This is a genomic window from Undibacterium sp. Di26W, from assembly GCF_049340265.1.
Taxonomy (GTDB): Bacteria; Pseudomonadota; Gammaproteobacteria; order Burkholderiales; family Burkholderiaceae_D; genus Undibacterium.
Genome location: NZ_JBMPOR010000021.1, coordinates 21963 through 41931, shown reverse-complemented (window position 1 = coordinate 41931; position 19969 = coordinate 21963). Strand labels below are relative to the sequence as shown.

Annotated in this window: 17 protein-coding genes; 14 read left to right on the top strand and 3 right to left on the bottom strand. The window is 52.1% G+C overall.

Annotation, left to right across the window (positions count from 1 at the left end):
- Positions 1–273: 273 nt before the first annotated feature.
- Genes deoC through deoD form a run of 3 tightly spaced genes read left to right on the top strand, consistent with a single transcriptional unit; the run spans position 274 to position 3144 of the window.
- Complete coding sequence (deoC, locus tag ACO0LM_RS21165; protein WP_423039655.1) at positions 274–1056, top strand: deoxyribose-phosphate aldolase; 783 nt, start codon at positions 274–276, stop codon at positions 1054–1056.
- A gap of 1 nt (position 1057) precedes the next feature.
- Positions 1058–2449, top strand: a complete 1392-nt coding sequence (gene deoA, locus ACO0LM_RS21160; protein ID WP_423039653.1) for a thymidine phosphorylase — start codon at positions 1058–1060, stop codon at positions 2447–2449.
- Positions 2431–3144, top strand: a complete 714-nt coding sequence (gene deoD / locus ACO0LM_RS21155) for a purine-nucleoside phosphorylase (protein ID WP_423039651.1) — start codon at positions 2431–2433, stop codon at positions 3142–3144. Before deoA ends, deoD begins: the two co-directional genes overlap by 19 nt.
- A gap of 33 nt (positions 3145–3177) precedes the next feature.
- Here the strand turns inward: deoD and ACO0LM_RS21150 are convergent, their stop codons facing one another.
- Positions 3178–3588, bottom strand: a complete 411-nt coding sequence (locus tag ACO0LM_RS21150; protein WP_422983982.1) for a flagellar basal body-associated FliL family protein — start codon at positions 3586–3588, stop codon at positions 3178–3180.
- Positions 3589–3853: 265 nt separating this feature from the next.
- On the bottom strand, positions 3854–5521 hold the full coding sequence (gene ettA, locus ACO0LM_RS21145) for an energy-dependent translational throttle protein EttA (protein WP_423039649.1): 1668 nt from the start codon (positions 5519–5521) through the stop codon (positions 3854–3856).
- 271 nt (positions 5522–5792) lie between these two features.
- Between ettA and ACO0LM_RS21140 the strand changes: the two genes are divergently transcribed.
- The 8 genes from ACO0LM_RS21140 (at position 5793) to ACO0LM_RS21105 (ending at position 14609) form a co-directional block, all read left to right on the top strand.
- A complete protein-coding gene (locus ACO0LM_RS21140; protein WP_423039647.1) occupies positions 5793–6407 on the top strand; it encodes an OmpW/AlkL family protein in 615 nt (204 codons plus the stop codon).
- 272 nt (positions 6408–6679) lie between these two features.
- Positions 6680–7927: an efflux RND transporter periplasmic adaptor subunit gene (locus ACO0LM_RS21135; RefSeq protein ID WP_423039645.1), complete on the top strand. Its 1248-nt coding sequence runs from the start codon at positions 6680–6682 to the stop codon at positions 7925–7927.
- A 59-nt stretch (positions 7928–7986) separates the two neighbouring features.
- Entirely contained in the window at positions 7987–8649 is a 663-nt protein-coding gene (locus tag ACO0LM_RS21130) for an ABC transporter ATP-binding protein (protein WP_423039643.1), read from the top strand.
- An 11-nt stretch (positions 8650–8660) separates the two neighbouring features.
- Positions 8661–9896, top strand: coding sequence for an ABC transporter permease (locus ACO0LM_RS21125; RefSeq protein ID WP_423039641.1), 1236 nt, complete (start codon positions 8661–8663; stop codon positions 9894–9896).
- Complete coding sequence (locus tag ACO0LM_RS21120; RefSeq protein WP_423039639.1) at positions 9893–11098, top strand: ABC transporter permease; 1206 nt, start codon at positions 9893–9895, stop codon at positions 11096–11098. Before ACO0LM_RS21125 ends, ACO0LM_RS21120 begins: the two co-directional genes overlap by 4 nt.
- 104 nt (positions 11099–11202) lie before the next feature.
- The gene (locus tag ACO0LM_RS21115; protein ID WP_423039637.1) at positions 11203–12606 is read left to right on the top strand and encodes a sigma-54-dependent transcriptional regulator; all 1404 of its coding nucleotides are present in this window, start codon (positions 11203–11205) and stop codon (positions 12604–12606) included.
- Complete coding sequence (locus ACO0LM_RS21110) at positions 12606–13985, top strand: sensor histidine kinase (RefSeq protein WP_423039635.1); 1380 nt, start codon at positions 12606–12608, stop codon at positions 13983–13985. The genes ACO0LM_RS21115 and ACO0LM_RS21110 overlap by 1 nt, the downstream gene beginning before the upstream one ends.
- A 114-nt stretch (positions 13986–14099) precedes the next feature.
- Positions 14100–14609 carry a DUF1993 domain-containing protein gene (locus ACO0LM_RS21105; RefSeq protein ID WP_423039633.1) on the top strand — a complete coding sequence of 170 codons (510 nt, stop codon included), beginning with the start codon at positions 14100–14102 and terminating at the stop codon, positions 14607–14609.
- 145 nt (positions 14610–14754) lie between these two features.
- Here the strand turns inward: ACO0LM_RS21105 and ACO0LM_RS21100 are convergent, their stop codons facing one another.
- Complete coding sequence (locus tag ACO0LM_RS21100) at positions 14755–15273, bottom strand: helix-turn-helix domain-containing protein (protein ID WP_423039631.1); 519 nt, start codon at positions 15271–15273, stop codon at positions 14755–14757.
- A gap of 570 nt (positions 15274–15843) precedes the next feature.
- Here ACO0LM_RS21100 and tagH point away from each other — a divergent pair.
- The 3 genes from tagH (at position 15844) to ACO0LM_RS21085 (ending at position 19957) form a co-directional block, all read left to right on the top strand.
- The gene (gene tagH, locus ACO0LM_RS21095) at positions 15844–17250 is read left to right on the top strand and encodes a type VI secretion system-associated FHA domain protein TagH (protein ID WP_423039629.1); all 1407 of its coding nucleotides are present in this window, start codon (positions 15844–15846) and stop codon (positions 17248–17250) included.
- 28 nt (positions 17251–17278) lie between these two features.
- Positions 17279–18043 (top strand): PP2C family protein-serine/threonine phosphatase, encoded by a 765-nt coding sequence (locus ACO0LM_RS21090; RefSeq protein WP_423039627.1) that lies wholly within the window; start codon positions 17279–17281, stop codon positions 18041–18043.
- A gap of 129 nt (positions 18044–18172) precedes the next feature.
- Complete coding sequence (locus ACO0LM_RS21085; RefSeq protein WP_423039625.1) at positions 18173–19957, top strand: serine/threonine protein kinase; 1785 nt, start codon at positions 18173–18175, stop codon at positions 19955–19957.
- Positions 19958–19969 lie beyond the last annotated feature (12 nt).

The window sequence follows — 19969 nt, the reverse complement described above, 5'->3', positions numbered from 1 at the left end:
TCTCTTGCCTTTCTCAGTGAACCTCTGTGTCTCTGTGCCTCTGTGTTGAGAGGTCTTGTCGTTTTGTTTTGGTTTCGACCTTGAAAGAGCCTGAATGCAAAGCCGAACCTGTCATCGCCGCACATTGCCAGCATTTCATTTGCTTTTTGCAGATGAATCCGTGACCTATGATGTACATCAAGCGGCTTGGTCCACAAGCATCTTATCTTTTGCGTTTGAATACCCTTGCGTTTGAAAACCCTTAGTTTGAAAACCCTTAACCGGAGCTAGAACATGTCTTCCGTACCAGACACCGCCCTGTTGCAGGCAGCCCGTCGTGCCTTGCGCCTGATGGACCTGACCAGTCTCAATGATGACGATACCAGGGAAAAAATCACTGCCCTGTGCAATGCCGCCAGCAGTGCAGAGGGGCAGGTGGCGGCTGTGTGCATTTATCCGCGCTTTATTCCGCATGCAAAAAAGATGTTGCTGGAATTGGGGTCGCCAGACATCAAGGTGGCGACGGTGGTTAATTTCCCCCATGGCGAGGCAGATATAGATGTTGCCGTGGCCGAAACCCGCGCTGCGATTGCCTATGGTGCAGATGAAGTTGACCTGGTCTTTCCGTATGCAGCGCTGATGGCGGGCGATACCAGCACCGGGGCAGCGATGGTCAGGGCTTGCAAGGCTGCCTGTGGCGACAAGGTGTTGAAAGTGATCATAGAAAGTGGTGAGCTGAAAACCGAGGCATTCGTTCGTGCGGCCAGCCTGCTGGCGATTGACGCCGGGGCTGACTTTATCAAAACATCGACCGGCAAGGTGACCGTGAATGCCACGCTGGCAGCTGCAGAAACCATGCTGACGGTGATCAGGGAAACTGGTGGCCACTGCGGTTTCAAAGCCGCAGGTGGCGTCAAAACCGTTGCAGAGGCAGCAGCCTATCTGGCGCTGGCAGATTCACTGTTGGGGCCGGATTGGGTGAGTCCGGCGCACTTCCGCTTTGGTGCTTCCAGCTTGTTGAACAATTTGCTGGCCTGCCTGCGCGGTGGGCAAGCACTGCTTGCTACGGAATATTGAGATGTTGCTGGCACAAGAGCTGATACGTAAAAAGCGGGCAGGGCAGGCTTTGGAGCAGTCACAGATCCAGGCTTTGGTCGCTGGCATGGTGGATGGCAGCGTGTCGGATGCGCAACTGGGCGCATTTTGCATGGCGACCTGCTTCCAGGGCATGACGGCAGCAGAAGGGGCAGCACTGACACTGGCCATGCGCGATTCTGGCACGGTCTTGCGCTGGGACGATCTGGATTTGCCCGGCCCGGTTGTAGACAAACATTCTACCGGCGGTGTCGGCGACCTGGTATCGCTGGTATTGGCACCCATGGTAGTGGCATGTGGTGGTGTGGTGCCCATGATTACCGGGCGCGGCCTGGGGCATACCGGTGGCACCCAGGACAAGCTGGAAGCCATACCCGGTTATTGCAGCACACCTGACCTGGCGCGCTTTCGCTGCGTGGTCAAGGACTTTGGCATGGCCATCATCGGCCAGACGGTTGACCTGGCACCGGCTGACAAACGCCTGTATGCCATACGCGACATCACGGCCACGGTGGATTGCCTGCCTTTGATTACCGCATCCATTCTGTCAAAGAAATTTGCGGCTGGGTTGGATGTGCTGGTGATGGATATCAAATGCGGCAACGGCGCACAAACACCGGAGCTGTTGCAAGCGCAATCGCTGGCACGCAATATTATTGATACCGCCAATGCGGCAGACATGGTTTGTTCAGCATTGATTACTGACATGAGCCAGCCACTGGCACCCAGCGTGGGCAATGCGACAGAAATGCGCGAAGCCCTACGCTATCTGCGCACTGATACCTGCCCGCCACGCCTGCACCAGACGGTATTGGCTTTGGGTTCAGAAATGCTGGTGCAGGCAGGCTTGGCCAGCAACGCCCTCGATGCCCAGGTGCGTTTGCTGGATGCCCTGCACAGTGGCAAGGCGGCGCAAGTGTTTGAGCGCAGTTGTGCGGCGCTTGGCGGGCCAGTCGATTTGTTGTCTGGCTTTGATCGCTACCTGCCTGCAGCAGGTGTGCAGCACGCTTTGCTGGCACCACACACAGGCAGCGGCATGGTTTTGAATCATATCGACACCCGTGCCATAGGCATGGCGGTGTTGCAAATGGGCGCAGGCCGCAATGCCGCTCCAGATTTGAGTGTGGGCCTGAGCCAGCTTGCCGAACTGGGGCAAAGCGTTGATGCGCAGACGCCGCTGGCCATCATTCACGCCAGGGATGAAGCAAGCGCGCAGCAAGCCAGCAGGCAATTATTGGCCGCCTTCAGTTTTGGTGAAGAGGCGCTGGTTCGCCCGCAGCAAATCAGGCACACCCTGCGCGGCTCTCTGCAATTTGCCACGCCATTTTTATCCCCTCAGCTTATAAGTGATAGCGCATGTCCACTCCCCACATAAATGCCGCAGTTGGTGACTTTGCCGACATCGTCTTGATGCCCGGTGACCCTTTGCGGGCCAAGGCGATTGCCGATGTCTGGCTAAGCGATGCACGCCTGGTCAATGCGGTACGCAATATGTGGGCTTACACTGGCACCTATCGCGGCAAAAGAATTTCTGTCATGGCGCACGGCATGGGCATACCATCGATCTGCATTTATGCCACTGAGCTGATACGTCATTATGGCGTGACCAAACTAATACGCCTGGGGTCTTGCGGTGCCTTGCGTGCAGATATAGAACTGGGTGATGTCCTGATTGCCATGGGGGCTGGCACCGACAGCAAGGTCAACCGCATGCGTTTCATGGACCATGACTTTGCGGCCATTGCCGACTATGCACTGCTGGCCCGCGCGGTTGAGACAGCACAGCGTCTGCAACTGCGGGTGCGGGTGGGCAATGTGTTTTCTGCCGACCTGTTTTATTCGGTACAGCCAGCCTTGTTTGATGTCATGGAAAAAATGCAGATATTGGCAGTGGAAATGGAACTGGCCGGTTTGTACGCCCTTGCTGCAGAACATGGCGTGCAGGCGCTGGGTATGCTGACGGTATCCGATCACCTGCGCAAAGGCGGCAGCATGTCGCCAGACGACAGGCAGAATAATTTTAATCACATGATGGAAATTGCCATGGAAACCGCGTGGTCCCTGAGCTGAGTCAGATCACGCGCCGTAGCTGCTTGGCCGGGCTTACTGGATCACAAAATTTTCAAAGAACACATCGGTGACGCCATCATGTTCGTTGGTTTCCAGGGTTTTGTTGACGCCATCCCTGATTTCTTCCATCAACTGATGCTTGCCTTCCAGGCTTTGCAAATGTTCACTGTCCTTGCTGCTCAACAGCAGGATCAGAGTATGCCTGACCTTGGGCATGAACATTTTGATTTTCTCGCTGACATCAACACTGGCGATTTGCAGCGCCATGCTGAGTTGCAGGTAGCGGTCGGTTGATGACAAATTGACGGTGAACGCTTCCAGCTTGGCGGTAGGTGCGCCAGCGGATGCACTGGCTTCCTTGCCACCTGAATTGGCAGAGGCCCAGCCGGTGGCCATACTAAGTGCAAGACAGAGGGTGAAGCTGATACGGGATATTTTTTGCATTACGTGTAATCTTTTACTCTATTAAATTGCTGTGCGGATATTGGTGATTCAGCGATGGGCGTCAGCTTAGCCTATCCGGATTAAACACACTGTTAAAGAAATATACTCAGATGAGGTAAGTGCGGTCGCCAGATGTGAAAAAGCCGGTTTCAAGTATTCTTGAAACCGGCTTATGCAAAAAACAGGCCTGATTATGTAAGATCAGGCAAAGGACAATAAGACAATCAGAAGATCAGGTGACTGTTGCCGTCGTGCCTATCCTTCTTTACACGGTCAGAGGTTTGTAACGGATGCGTTTTGGTTTGGCACCTTCTTCACCCAGACGTTTTTTCTTGTCGGCTTCATATTCCTGATAATTGCCGTCAAAGAAGCTGACTTGCGAATTGCCTTCAAAAGCCAGGATGTGAGTGGCGATACGGTCGAGGAACCAGCGATCATGTGAAATCACCATGACGCTGCCCGCAAATTCCAGCAAGGCATCTTCCAGCGAACGCAGGGTTTCCACGTCCAGATCATTTGACGGTTCATCCAGCAGCAAGACGTTGCCACCTTGCAGCAGGGTTTTCGCCAGATGCAGGCGGCCACGTTCACCACCAGACAGGTTGCCGACGATTTTTTGCTGGTCGCCACCTTTGAAGTTAAAGCGACCAAGGTAGGCGCGGGAAGGCATTTCAAACCGGCCAACGGTCAGGATGTCGGCACCATTGGCCACGTCTTCAAACACGGTCTTGGTATTGCCCAGGTCTTCACGTGACTGGTCTACCAGCGAGATTCTGGCAGTCTGGCCCAGTGCGACTTCACCACTGTCTGGCGTTTCCAGTCCCTTGATCATTTTGAACAGGGTCGATTTGCCTGCACCGTTAGGGCCGATGATGCCGACGATGGCACCTGGCGGCACCTTGAAGCTCAGGTTATCGATCAGCAGGCGGTCGCCAAAAGCTTTGGTGACGTTCTTGAATTCGATGACTTCATTACCCAGACGCTCGGCCACAGGGATGAAAATCTCCTGGGTTTCATTGCGCTTCTGGTATTCATGTTCGCTCATTTCATTGAAGCGGGCCAGACGGGCCTTGCTCTTTGCCTGACGCGCTTTCGGGTTCTGGCGTGACCATTCCAGTTCTTTTTGCAGGGCTTTCTGGCGTGCCGATTCGGTTGCTTCTTCCTGCTTCAGGCGTGCTTGTTTTTGATCCAGCCAGGAAGAGTAATTGCCTTTCCATGGGATGCCATGGCCACGATCCAGTTCCAAAATCCATTCGGCAGCATTGTCGAGGAAGTAGCGATCATGGGTAATCGCCACTACCGTGCCAGGGAAGCGCAACAGGAACTGCTCCAGCCAATCCACCGATTCTGCATCCAGATGGTTGGTCGGTTCGTCCAGCAAGAGCATGTCGGGCTTGGATAGCAGCAAACGGCACAGCGCGACGCGGCGTTTTTCACCACCGGACAAGACCGCTATCTTGGCGTCCCATGGCGGCAGACGCAATGCATCGGCAGCCATTTCCAGTTGTAGTTCTACATTGTCACCAGCCGAAGTAGAGATGATGGCTTCCAGACGTGCCTGTTCATTCGCCAGGGCATCAAAGTCAGCGTCTTCTTCTGCATAGGCGGCATACACTTCTTCCAGCTTGGCCTTGGCTTCAAACACTTCACCCAGGGCAGATTCAACAGCCTGGCGCACGGTTTGTTCAGGATCAAGCTGTGGCTCTTGCGGCAGGTAACCGATGTTTAGATTAGGCATGGGCACGGCTTCGCCCTGTATGTCCTTGTCTATGCCTGCCATGATTTTCAGCAGCGAAGACTTGCCGGAACCATTCAGACCCAGCACGCCAATTTTTGCGCCAGGGAAGAAGGACAGGGAAATATCCTTCAGGATTTGACGCTTCGGCGGCACGATTTTGCCGACGCGATTCATGGTGTAGACGTAATTAGCCATTTTCTTGATTTTTCATAGGGAATAAGAATGCCTGCAAGGATACCTCATGCGGGCGGGTATCGTCATATTTTGCCTGATTTATGTCGAGCTTGCTGCAAAAGCAAAATGCCGGGCATCGCAGGCATAACGGGCATGACGAGGCGCCGCTGCAGCACCAGACGCCTCGCCACAAGCCATATTTTGTGCTGTGCACCAAAGTTGATGTAGCTCAAATCCCTGCGAGTAGTGTGGATTTACACTTTATTCATCACTGTTGAAAAAGGAAATGAAAATGAAAAAGATCGTAATCGCACTCTCCCTGGCAGCTATCGGTTTTACTGCAACCCAGGCAATGGCTCAAGAACAGAGCCCATGGCAAGTGCGTGCCCGTGTGGTTAACCTCAGCCCTGCAAATAGCTCTGACCCTGTCGGTGGCGCTGGTGCCGCAGACCGTATTACCGTCAGCAGCAAAGAAATCCCTGAAGTCGATATCAGTTATTTCTTTACTCCAAACTGGTCGGCTGAATTGATACTGACTTACCCGCAAAAACATGATGTGATGCTGGATGGTGCCATCATCGGTTCGTTCAAGCATCTGCCTCCTACGTTGACGGCACAATACCATTTCACGCCAGAAGCCAAAATCAGCCCTTATGTCGGTGCTGGCGTAAATTACACCCGCATTTCTGATGTGAACCTGCTCAAGGGCGCAGGCGGTCTGGAAAATAGCAGCTTTGGCCTGGCGGTACAGGCTGGTGTGGATTTCAAATTGGATAAAAACTGGTCCTTGAACCTGGATGTGAAAAAAGTACAGATACGCAGCGATGTCACCATCAGTGGCGCCAAAGTCAGCGCCGTGAAAGTTGATCCTTGGCTGGTAGGCGTTGGTGTAGGCTACCGCTTCTAAAAATACAGAGCTAACTGTCATGTTTTCCCCTTCCGAGCAGGAAGGGGATTTTTTATTGGGCGGCGGTTTGACGTTTTGCCTTCCCTCCCAAGATACAGTGTGCCAATTCGCACACCAGCGTTCGCCAGCGAACAAATTTCCACCCTTTTATGACTTCCTGTCCTGCCTGAATTCAATCCAAGTAATTGATTTTAAATGAGTTAGTGATTGTGCCGACGATAGGCACGGAGCTTGCAAACCTGATCTGGTAATTTAACCCATCAGGTTTCAACATGGATCAGGCTATCAGTCAGGGCACACTACAGCAGCGGCGACGCAAGACGATCTTGCTCATCCTTGCTTGCCTCATTGTTGTCATGCTCGCTGCCTGGGTGCTGAACCGCGTCGTCAGCCCTGGTGTCAGCCTGGGTGAAATTCGTGTAGCGCAAGTGCGCGTTGGCGCGGTTGACAATACCATCAATGCGTCCGGCATCGTCATACCGGTACATGAAGAACAATTATCCAGCCCGAACCAGTCGCGCATCAGCAAGGTCATCGCCAAGGCCGGGCAGCAGGTGCATGCGGGTGAATTGTTGATGGTGCTGGATGACCACACCATACGCCTGGCCATTGATAATTTGCGTGAACAGATTTCACAGCAGCAAATCCGCGAACAGGTGCTGGCCATGGAAATGGATGCCGGCCTGAAAAAAATTGCCAGTGAAATCGAATTGATGGAACTGGATTTACAAAGCAACCAGGTCAAACTCGCGCGTTACCAGAAACTGGGCCCGGTGGGTATTACTTCGGCAGTTGATTTGCAGGCGGCAGAACTGGCAGTCAAACGCAATGAAGTGCAATTGCGCCAGCATAAAGAAACCCTGACGGATACCCGGCGTACCACCAGCAGCAATATTGAAGCGGCACGCCTGCAAAAATCCATTTTCCAGAAACAGATGGAATTGCAGCAAAGATTACTCGAACAAACCCAGGTCAAGGCGCCCTTCGACGGCTTGCTGACCTGGATGCTGGCAGAAGAAGGGGCCAGCCTGAACACCGGACAACTGATCGCCAAGGTGTCTGAACTCAGCAATTTCAAGGTGGAGGCCACAGTGTCCGATTTTTATGCACGCTACTTGAATGCCGGGCAGAAAGTCCGGATTGAATACAGTGGCCAGATATTGCTGGGCGAAGTGCAGACCATCTTGCCAGAGATACAGAACGGTACCGTGAAACTGATCGTCACGCTGGCACAGCCGAATCATCCGGTACTCAGGCATCGGTTGCGGGTAGAGGCGAATATCATCACCGAACAAAAAGCCCGTAGTCTCATTGTAGACAGTGGTCCGGCCATCAATGGCAAGGGGCGGCAGGATGTGTACATACTGGAAGCGGGCAGGGCCGTACGTAAAAGTGTGGAAATTGGTCTTGGTGACAGCAAGGTGGTGGAAGTAGTGCAAGGTGCCAGGGCAGGGGATCAACTGGTGATTTCGGATGTCAGCCAGTTCCGCCATCTGGAAAGTTTCCGGGTTACGCAATAAGTAAAACACAGGTAACTGTGTCAGAGATGCAAACTGATTCATCAATTGAGGATACGGTAATGATTAAATTGGACAACATCAGTAAAACCTACCAGACCGAGAAAGTGGAAACCCTGGCTTTGCGGGATATTAATCTGCATGTCAAAAAAGGCGAGTTTGTTTCCATTATGGGCCCCAGTGGTTGTGGTAAGAGTACGCTGCTGAACCTGATCGGCTTGCTGGACCGGCCAGGCTCAGGAAAAATCGCCATCGAAGGCCATGAAATGAAAGTCTGGCGCGACAAGGAACTGGCCAGTCTGCGCAATCGCACCTTCGGCTTTATTTTTCAAAGCTTTCATCTGATCAATGACCTGCGTGTCATCGACAATGTGGAACTGCCCTTGCTGTATCGTTCCTGCAGCGCCAAAGAGCGTCGCCGGCTGGCCGAAGAAGCCCTGGCAAGAGTCGGGCTGAGTGCGCGCATGGATCATTATCCCAATCAGTTATCGGGTGGACAGCAACAAAGGGTGGCAATTGCCCGTGCCATGGTGGGCCGCCCCAGTGTCTTGTTGGCGGATGAACCTACCGGCAACCTGGATAGCCAGATGGGGGCTGAAGTCATGGACATTCTGCTCAAGCTCAGCCACGAAGGCACAACCGTAGTCATGGTGACCCATGATGAACGTCAGGCCAAACAGGGTGGCCGTATCGTCAGGGTATTTGACGGCCAACTGGTTGCTTAGGAGCAGACCTCATGTTAAAGAATTATTTCCAGATTGCCTGCAAGGTCTACATGCGGCGCAAGCTGTTCACCGCCATCAATCTGCTATGCATCGTATTGACCATGGTGGTGTTGCTGGTCGTGACTGCCATGCTGCAAACCGCTTTTTATCCGGTTGGTGTGGAGGGCAAGAGCGAACGTTTCTTGCAAATCAGTACGATGTCACAGACATCCAAGGATACGGCTGTTAAAGGACGCTTGGGTTACAAGGTGATAGACCAGTACATGCGGAAAATGAAGACGGTAGAGAAAGTTGCTGCAGTGACCCAGACGCAAACCGTATCCGTGTATCAACAGGACAGGGTAAATGAATTCGTGCTGCGTCGTGCCGATGCAGAATATTGGCAGATACTGGATTTCAAGGTTTTGTCGGGCCGTGTACCCAGTGAAGATGACGTGAAGAACGGGCGGTTTGTGGCGGTGGTCAACGAATCGACAGCAAGAAAATTGTTTGAGAAGGAACCGGCCACGGGCCAGAAAATCAATGTTGGTGGACAGCAGTTCGAGATCATCGGAGTCGTCGCCGATGAACTGCATTTGAATTCGCTGGCAGAAATCTGGGTACCGGTGACGACTTTCCCGACGTCGGAATACCGTGATCAATACCGTGGTGATTTCAGTGTCTTGCTGATGGGGAAGAGCGCAACTGACTTGCCTCTGATCCAGGATGAACTGCAGCAGGTGGTGAAGCAGGTCAATGCCGACGACCCGGCGCATTGGGAACACACGTATATGTGGGCAGACGGTAAGCTGGATTTTTTTGCCAGGACCATACTGAATCACGACGAAGTCCCTGATTCAGGTGCCGTTCAATTGCTCAGTGGCATTTTGCTGGCGATGCTGCTTTTCATGTTGTTACCTGCCCTGAACTTGGTCAACCTGAATTCGGGCCGCATCATGGAAAGGGCGGCGGAAATTGGCGTGCGCAAGGCTTTTGGCGCGACCAATGGTGAACTGGTGGCGCAATTTGTCATGGAAAACATGTTGCTGTGTCTGTTTGGTGGGGTGCTGGGCATCATCATTGCCAAACTGACCCTGGTCTGGCTCAGCAGTTCTGGCATCGTTCCTTATATGAAGGTGGATTTAAGTTTTATGGTTTTTTTCTATGGTTTTGTTTTGTCGCTGGTATTTGGTGTGTTATCCGGGGTGATACCGGCCTGGAAAATGTCACGTCTTGATCCTGTGCTTGCCCTGAAAGGAGCGCCATGATGTTTTCCCACCTTTTGAAGCCGATCTGGAAACGCAAGTTCAAAAACCTGCTTCTGAGCCTGGAGATTTTGCTGGCTTTTTTTGTCGTGTTTGGCCTTGCCCTGATGAGTGTGCGCTACACCCAGCTATACCATATGCCCACAGGTTTTGCGTATGAGAATGTGTGGTCTGTCAGGATGATGGGTGTGGGCGATGCTGGCAAGAAAAATGAGACGGCAACTGCCCAAAATTTCCAGCGTAGCCTGGCTGCCTTGCCCGAGGTGGAGCAACTGGCTTACTTCAATTATTCACCATACAGCAATTCCACCTGGAGTTCGGCGCTGTATATACCCGATAGCAAACTCCGGTTCAGCATCTATGTGATGGAAATGACAGATGATGGTCCAGGTGTGTTGAATATGAAGTTGCTGGAAGGGCGCTGGTTTTCAGCCGAAGACGAAGGCAAGACAGAAAGAGCCATCGTCATCAATAAAAAGCTGGCGATGGTCATGTTTCCCGGCAAGAGTGCTTTGGGACAAGTCATTACTGATAGCCAACCAGGCTCAAAGGATGCGCAATTATTGCGTATTACCGGGGTATTCGAGGCCTTTCGCAATAAAGGTGAATTCATGGCACCGACCAACTTTGCCATCATGCGCCATTCTGTCATCTCTTCCAAAGACAGGATGGAATTTGCGCTATTGAAAGTCAAGTCTGGTACTTCGCGTGCATTTGAAGCAAAGCTGAATCAACAATTGAAATTGATACGCAATGACTGGAGTTATAGAATTGCACCATTGACAGATATGCGCAAATCGAAGCTGACCGAAGATACCATTCCTTTGATGATACTGGTAGTGATGGCGGCCTTTTTGCTGATCATGGTGGCTTTTGGCCTGTTCGGCGTGCTTTGGCAAAATACCACGCAACGCATCCCTGAAATTGGCTTGCGTCGCGCCGTTGGTGCCAACAGCGGTGATATTTACCGGCAGATCATGACCGAACAATTATTGCTCAGTTCGATTGCCATGCTGGTGGGCCTGATATTCCTGATACAGTTGCCGCTTACCGGTGTCCTGGGTGAGGCTGCCAACTGGCCGGTGTTTTTCGTTGCCTGCCTGATTTCGATGGCGGTCATTTATGGCATTTCCCTGCTTTGTTCGCTGTATCCAGCCTGGCGGGCCAGCCGTCTAAGTCCTACGGAAGCCTTGCATTATGAATAAATGTGCGTCTTCGCTTGAGATCAACATGCCTAAAGTGTTTAAGATGATTGTTTAAGATGATTGTTTAAGATGATTGTTTAAGATTAGCCCTCAAAGAAAACAGCATGCCAGAAGCGACTTCCTTACCCCGTATCCTGATTATTGATGACGACAGTTCGGTACTGGTGTCGCTGGCCTTGCTGTTGAAGCAGGCTGGTTATGCCAGCATCAGTTGTGACGAGCCACTGCAAGCCATGCAGATATTGGCGACACAGGATATTGCCCTGGTGTTGCAAGACATGAATTTTTCAATGCAGACCAGTGGTGAAGAAGGTCTGTCCCTGCTGGGGAATATCAAAAAACTGTATCCCGCTTTGCCGGTGTTGCTGATGACAGCCTGGGGTTCCATTGCACTGGCTGTGCGTGGTGTGAAACTGGGTGCAGCCGATTTTTTTACCAAGCCCTGGGACAATACGCAATTGCTGGAGTTGATACGCGCTACGCTGGACCTGGTGCAATTGACGACTGCTGGTAAGGCAGACCGTCAGGCACTGGATAGCCATTTCGATTTCGCAGACATCATCGGTGAACATCCGGAATTGCTGAAAGTGCTGGCGACCATAGGACGTGTCGCCAAAACCGGTGCATCGGTGCTGATACTGGGAGAGAGTGGGACCGGCAAGGAATTGATCGCCGATGCCTTGCACCGCAATAGCCCACGTGCCAGCAAACCCATCGTCAAGGTCAACATGGGGGCCATCACGACTTCGCTGTTTGAAAGTGAAATGTTTGGTCATGTCAGGGGCGCATTTACCGATGCCAAAAATGATCGCAAAGGGCATATCGCCATGGCGCATCAGGGCAGCCTGTTCCTTGACGAAATTGGCGAGCTGAACCGCAATGACCAGGTGAAATTGCTGCGTGTGTTGCAAAATCGAAGTTATCAGGCGGTAGGGGCAAGCAAGACTGAACAAGCCGATATCCGCATCATTTCCGCCACCAACCGTGAACTGGCAGAACTGGTCGCGAGTGGCGAGTTTCGTGAAGATCTGTATTACCGCCTGAATTTGATCACGATACGCCTGCCACCCTTGCGCGAGCGGCGTGCCGATATCCCGCTGCTGGCGCATAGTTTGCTGGCCAGGCTGGTACGCAGCTACGGCATGCCGGCGGTCAGCCTGGCACCGTCTGCATTAAGCTGGCTGACGGCACGCGCCTGGCCGGGCAATATTCGCCAGCTCAGGCAATGTCTGGAGCGCACTTTGCTGCTGGTGGATAAGCCATTGCTGGAACAAAGTGATTTTGTCTTTGCTGAACAGCATGAAGAAGCGCAGGAACAGGGCTTGCGCATCGATGGCATGACGCTGGATCAGGTTGAAAAAATGATGATAGAAAAAGCCATGGAACAACATCAGGGCAATATCACACATGTCGCCAAAGCCCTGGGCCTGAGCCGTTTTTCTTTGTACCGGCGACTGGAAAAACATCAGATCGCCACCTGTGAAACCGATGATGACGGAGCGTCGTGATGAGCTTGCAAAGGCGCTTGCTGGCATATCTGCTACTGGTACATGCTGTTTTCCTGGCGCTTGTCTTTCATGCTTATCTGGCCGAACCGGTGTGGCTGGTCTGCATGGAAGCTGGCTTGATACTTAGTTTGACGCTGGGTATTTACCTGGTGAAAACTGCATTGCAGCCACTGGATTTTGCGCATCAGTTTCATGAACTGCTGCAAGGTGAAAATTACGCCGCACGCCTGCGTAGTGGCAGCAATGCTGAAGTCAACAAACTGGTGCAACTGTTCAATCGCATGCTGGAAGCCCTGTACCTGGAACGCTTGAAACTGGGCGAGCAGCGTGGTTTTCTTGATAGGTTGCTGGAAGCCACACCCACCGCTGTCGTGGTGTTTGATTTCGATCACCGTATCAGTTTGATGAATACCAGTGCCCAGCGCTTGCTGGGGTTGAGGGATGCAGAAGGCCATAGCCTGCATGAACTCTTGAACAGCAATCAGACAGCGCAGGGCACGGCGTGGATGGCCACACTTGACAGCCTCGTCGCGGGTGAAAATACCGTCTATAGCGATACCGAAGGCCGTCGTTATCGCTGCCAGAAAAATCAATTCATAGACCGTGGCTTCCGACGTGATTTTTTGCTGATTGATGAAATTACGGCAGAGCTGGCCAGTTCCGAAAAAGCGACCTATGAAAAACTCATACGGGTGCTGGCACATGAGGTTAATAATACGGTAGCCGCCACAGGTTCGGTCCTGGAGTCTTTGCTGTTTTATACCAGCCAACTGGCGAGTGAAGACCGCGAGGATTTTTGTACCGCGATTACTGCGGTGAAAAGACGCAACGGCAATCTGGGTGAATTCATAGAGCGATTTACGCGTGTCGTCAAAATGCCGGAGCCCGAATTGAAACCACATGATCTGGCAGCCATGCTGGATGGCATTTTGTATCTATATCGCCAGCAATGCAGTGAACTGGGCGTCAGCTTCATCTGGACACGGCGCGATCCAATACCTGCGCTGATGCTGGATGCACATCTGATGGAACAGGCCTTGCTGAACATCATCAAGAATGCCATCGAAGCGGTAGAGATTGCCATCCGTGCGGGAACTGTTCATGCCGGTCAGCCGGAACAGGCCTATGTACATGTCGCCCTGAGTCATGATGCAGGCACGCACGCTGTGCAATTGTCGGTCACAGATTCTGCCGGCTTGCTGGTGGATGTACCGCATGGGCAATTGTTCTCCCCCTTCTTCACCACCAAGAAGGGGGGCCAGGGCATAGGCCTGATGTTTGTGCGGGAAGTGCTGAACCGGCACGGCTTCAGCCATAAACTGGCCAGTAATCAAGGCGGGGAAACCAGCTTTGACATCTTGATTGCGGATGCAAACTGAGCTGCAAGGAGGTGCCAGCAGCCGGCAAAAACGGGCTTTAAGGCCTGTCCATACGCAAAAAATCCAGACGACCTATAATCTAGCTCCGTTTTGCTCACTTATTGGAGATCCCTCATGTCTATTTCTATGTATGCCGCATCTGTTCCCGTCCTTAACCAGATGCTGGATAGCCTGAGTGACGTGCTGAAAAAGGCCGAAGCCCACGCCACTGCCAAGAATATCCCAGCAGAAAACTATCTGCAGGCGCGTTTGTTCCCGGACATGTTAGCCCTGGTACGTCAGGTACAGATTGCAGCCGATTTCGCCAAGGGCTTAGCTGGCCGTCTGGCGCAGGCAGAATTGCCGGTCTACGAAGATACTGAAGCAAGTTTTGCTGATTTGCAGACACGCATCGCCAAGACCAAGGCGTTTATCGCGACGCTGGATGCCGCACAATTTGAAGGCAGCGAAGGCCGCAATATCGTTTTGCGCCCCGGTACACCGAAGGAGCAAACATTTGGTGGCCAGGCATATCTGTTGAACTATGGCTTGCCACAATTCTTTTTCCACGTGACTACCGCTTACGCAATTTTGCGCCATAACGGTATTGAAATCGGCAAGAAAGACTTTATGGGTGTGCGTTAATTAATTGGCATGGCTTGTAATTAAAATTGCGACTCATTTGCAAATGAGTCGCAAATAAGCCGCACAGAAGTTGTAAGCGAGTTGTAAATAGGATTGCAAAAAAAGCGGCCACGGATTGATCCATGGCCGCTTTTTTTTAAAAAAATTAGTGCAGCAGATTGAAATAAGCCAGTGCCGCCGCAGCTGCCAGGCATAACAGCAGTGCCAGTGTGTAGGAAGGGGCGTTACTGTTGGTATTGCTGGTTTTGGCAATGCTGTGGCGGTTCTTGCCACGCCCCAGGTCGCCGGCCAGTTTCTTCCTGTTGAAATCATCAGTGAACAAATCGATGATGGCGACAGAGTCCAGTTTCAGCAGTTTTGCATAAGTACGCAAGAAGCCACGGATGATGGCCGGTTCTGGCAGCGATATATAGTCATCTTTCTCAATGGCATGTATTTGGCGCGGAGCCATCTTCAATTGCGCCGACACCTGCTCCACCGACAAGCCCAGCGCATTGCGTGCAGCAGACAGCTTGGCTCCCGGCGATGTCGCCTGCCTGAGCGCTTCGGCTTCGACCAATTCGGTAGCAATGGGTTGCCCAAGCCGGGATTCTATCAATTCCTGATAATGAAATGAGCCCGTGACTTCTGGCATGGGCTGCACACTGTGTTCAGAATCTTTCATTACCGTGCCTTTTGTGAAAACTGGGTGCAGATTGCATAATGGAGTCTCTGTTTAGAGTTTGTTAACAATTCCCTTATGAAAAAAACCATAGCACCATTCCCAAGCTGGAATTGCTCAGTTTGGGTGAGCAATTGAGCCATAAAATGATGCTTTTATATACTCAAAATGTGCCGGATTTGCCGGACACATGTATGTAATGGTATTCAACCTTACTTTATAGCACTAAATATGCCAGTGTTGCTACTAAGTATCTTTATAAACTTAAAATTGGGATTCAGCTAGTCGCTGATTTACAGATAATCGGGTAAGCTCCAGTAAACGTGGCAAGATTTCACTCTGTTTGACACTTTGGGTTGATACTTTGGGTTGATACTTTGTTTAAGACTTGAATTGTTATAAATGCAAAATCATCCGGTCTGTCATGGGGCATTAATATCTGGTCACGCAATGAAAGACCTGTTTTCCCAGATATATGTGAAATATTAAAACGCGACATCGTAAGATTATCTCAATCTGCCTGCTCAGGATACTTATTTTCAGGCGTCACAAAATGGTTTTGGAGTGCCACTAATGATCAAAATAGCTGTTGTTTCCTATAATAATGAAGCACCCTCCACCTCGAATTTTGCAGTGTTTGGCAGCCAAAAAGAAACAATAGGACGTAACATAGATAACTTCCTGATTTTGCCTGATCCCAAACACTTTGTTTCACGTACCCAGGCCAAGGTCTGGAGTGCGGGCGGCAGGCATTTTCTGCACAACCTGAGCCTGGCCAACCCGATTCTGGTCAATGGCAAGGAAATCCCTGCAGAATCTGACCAGGAAATCCAGGCCGGTGATGAAATACAGATAGGCCTGTATGTATTGCAGGCTGAATTAATAGCCGAGGTGCAGGAGGAAGTTACGATGGCAGCTCCAACTCCATCGCCACCAGTGGCCGCGGTTGTCGAGCCCGAGGCCAAACCGGCAGATGTTGACCATATCGCGCCCGAAGTGCAAGCGGATGAGCAGAAAGCGAATACCGGCTCACCAGCCCGTGCGCCATCCAGAAAACTGCCGCCCAATATGCAGGTGTCCAATGTGCAGCCGCCGCAGTTTTTGCTGCGTCCCGATGTCGTGACGGGTCAGGCCAGTCTGCCTGAACAGGCGGAGGTCGTTGTCGACACAGTCGATGTTGCCAGCACAGTCGATGCGGCCAATATGGACGATGCGGCCAACACCGCCGATGTCGCCAGCGCAGTCGATGTTGCTAATACAGCCGACGTAGCCAGTACCGACGTCGCTAACACAGCGGTAGAAGCTGTCAGTGAATCACCCGCGCCAGCGGCACCAGCAGCCAAACCTAAGGCCGCCAACAGCAAACCGTTGGCCAGCAATGCCGAATTGATGCAGGCGTTTTTGAATGGGGCCGGTCTTCCTGAACTCACTCTGTCCGCAGGCCTGACGGTAGATTTGATGGAAACCCTGGGTAAGCTGGTGGCCAGTTCGGTGCAGGGCGCGATGGAAGAACTGTCGCAGCGAGCCTTGCTCAAGCGAGAAGTGAAAGCAGAAGTAACGATGGTTGTCTTAAGAGAAAACAATCCTTTAAAATTTTTCCCCGACAGTAAAACCGTGCTGACGCAGATGCTGCGCAAAAAAATGCCCGGCTTCATGGCACCAGCCGAAGCCATGGAAGATTCGTTTTTTGATATCCGCGCGCATCAAATGGGGGTGGCAGCAGGTACCCGAGCAGTGATGAATGCTGTGCTGGAGGCTTTGCAGCCTTCCAATGTGGAAGAACATCTGAACGCGCCAGGTTTGCTTGAACAAGCCATGCCCGCGCGTCGCAAGGCAGCCATGTGGGATCAATTTGGTATTTTGTTCGAAAACATTTACTCTGGCAGGAAAGATGACTTTCAGGCTATGTTTGGCAAAGAATTTTTAGCGGCGTACCAGAAAGAAGTTGAAAGAGCAGAAGTCAGTCACCTGGCTTTTTAAGTAAGCACACACTTTATGGCCAAGTCCCATGCATCTGGACACAGCGCAGATTACTGCGATAGGTAATAGAAGTACGAATGAGGATGCGCTGGCCTGCACCGTGGAAGACGAAATCGTCTGTTTCGTCATGGCCGACGGTACCGGTGGGCATGTTGGCGGTGAGCTGGCGGCCCAACTGGCGACCAACGCCATCATAGAGAAATTTCTGCAGGAAGCGTCGTTTAGCGCCCACGCGCTGCGCTCCTACCTGGACTGGGCCATCTTGAAAGTGGCGCAGGGCAGGCAAGCGCACGCCAATCAGCGACAGATGAGTACTACCATCGCCGCCCTGTTGATAGACCAGAGCAATCGCTGCGCTTTGTTGGCGCATATGGGTGACACCAGGATTTACCAGTTTCGCCAGGGCAGAATCAAGACCGTCACCAAAGACCATAGCCAGGCGCAGATGATGGTGGATGCCGGCTTTGCCGATTACGGGCAGATACGCCGCCACCCCAAGCGTAATGTATTGTTTGCCGCGATCGGTGCGGAGGGCGGTTTTACCCCTGAAGTGACTACCGAAGCCATAGAATTGCAGGATGGCGATGCTTTTTTGCTATGCACGGATGGGTTTTGGGAGTGGGTTTATGAGCATGAAATGGAATATTGTCTGGCGGCATCCAGGACGAGTAATGAATGGTTAAGTAAAATGAATGCCATTGCAGAAAAAAATATTAATACGTCAAAAGCCATTAGCAGGGATAATTTCTCGGCTTTTGCTATTTGCTTGCATGATAAGCCAGTGGGAAAATGACAGCCGGGACCAAGGTGCCATATGCAGACCTGGTCCCGTCTTGAAGCTGCCCATATAGCCGAATGAGCAGTGAGTGGCCAGGATTTGAACCGTAGCAGCGCATTTCAACATTACCTCTCCGAGTAAGCCTTGAACACAGAAAACGTACTCGCTAACGAAGCACCAGTGGCATTACATGCCGGTACCGAGAATTGTCTCGTTGCCGGCACGCGGCTGAATGACTTTGAAATTACCGGAGTATTGGGTGAGGGCGGCTTCGGGATCGTGTATCTGGCGTTTGATCATTCCTTGCAGCGCACGGTCGCCATCAAGGAATATATGCCTGGTTCGCTGGCCGGAAGGGCGGCCGATACCAGTGTGGTGGTCAGGTCTGAGCGCCACAAATCCACTTTTGACGCAGGCCTGAAGAGTTTTATCAATGAAGCGCGCTTGCTGGCGCAATTTGATCATCCCTCCCTGGTCAAGGTTTATCGCTTCTGGGAAGAAAATAAAACAGCTTACATGGTCATGCGCTATTACGATGGCCATACCCTCAAGGATATTGTGAATAAACGCCCGCAACTGGTGACAGAAGCCTGGCTGCGCTTTATTTTCAAACAGATACTGGAAGCACTCGATACCCTGTACAGATCCAAGATTCTGCACAGGGATATTTCGCCAGACAATATCATCGTGCAAAAGAATGGTGTCGCCGTCCTGCTGGATTTTGGTTCTGCCCGTCAGATCATTGGTGACATGACCCATGGCATGACGGTGATACTGAAGCCCGGTTATGCGCCGGTTGAACAGTATTCGGATGAAACCGATATGCCACAGGGTGCATTTACCGATATCTATGCGCTGGCAGCGGTGATGTATTTCGCCATCATGAAAACACCGCCACCAATGTCGGTCGCGCGGGTAGTCAAGGATTCACTGGTGCCGTTGCAAGACAGTGAACGCCCGGGCTTTAGCGCCAAATTCTTGAAAGCTGTCGATCAGGCTCTTGCCATACAACCGCAAGACAGGCCGCAGTCCATCGATGAATTTCGCCTGTTGCTGGGCATCAGTTCTTTTGCTTCCACCCGAAAATCACGTAAAAGCAAGCCCGAGCACGGCGGTGATATGCCTGCATCTGTAGCCGGTATGTCGCCTGATAAGGTCGTTACGCTTGGAAGGTCCAGGACTTCTGGCAAGACGGTCGCCGGAGAAGAAGCCGTCGAAGCCGGGGTGATCAGCCAGGTGAAATCACACGGCAAACTATTGCTGGCCGGTGGTGTGGTGGTGGCTGTGCTGATTGCAGTACTGAGCGTCACCTTGCGCAGCGGTCCGCCGCCGCAGGCTGTGCCAGCCCTTGCCGGTAAAACCGCGACGCCGCCCGCTGCCGCCAAAAAGGCTGAAAGTGGTCCCGCTGCTGTTACGCCGCCTGCACCTGCCTCAGTTGTCTCGGTTGGCGCAGCGCTACCAACGGCACCCACCGCTGCCACCACACCAGTTGTCAGCAGTACCGCTGCCGTCAGTCTGGCACCCCCGTCTGCCAGGGAAGTACAGGAAAAGCAGGCATGGGACAAATTGAAAGATGATGCCAATGCCACGCCTGAAGCGATCAGTGCATTTATACAGCAACACCCGAACGGCAAGTTTACTGATATTGCACAACTACGCCTGAAGGAAGCCAATAAAGTGGCCGCAGCCAAGGCTGCCAGTACCCCAGCCGCTGGCAAGCTGACGGTCAGGCTGGCCATCAGGCCATGGGGTACGGTGTTTGTCGATGGTATACAACAAGGTGCCAGCCCACCGTTGAAACAATTGAGTTTAACTGCTGGCAAGCATAAGATCAGGGTGACGAACCCGGGCTTCCCTGATCTGGTTACCGAGATCGACGGCAGCAAGACGAATTCGGCTGCCATCGAACATGAGTTCAACAGTAAATAAATCCGGATAAAA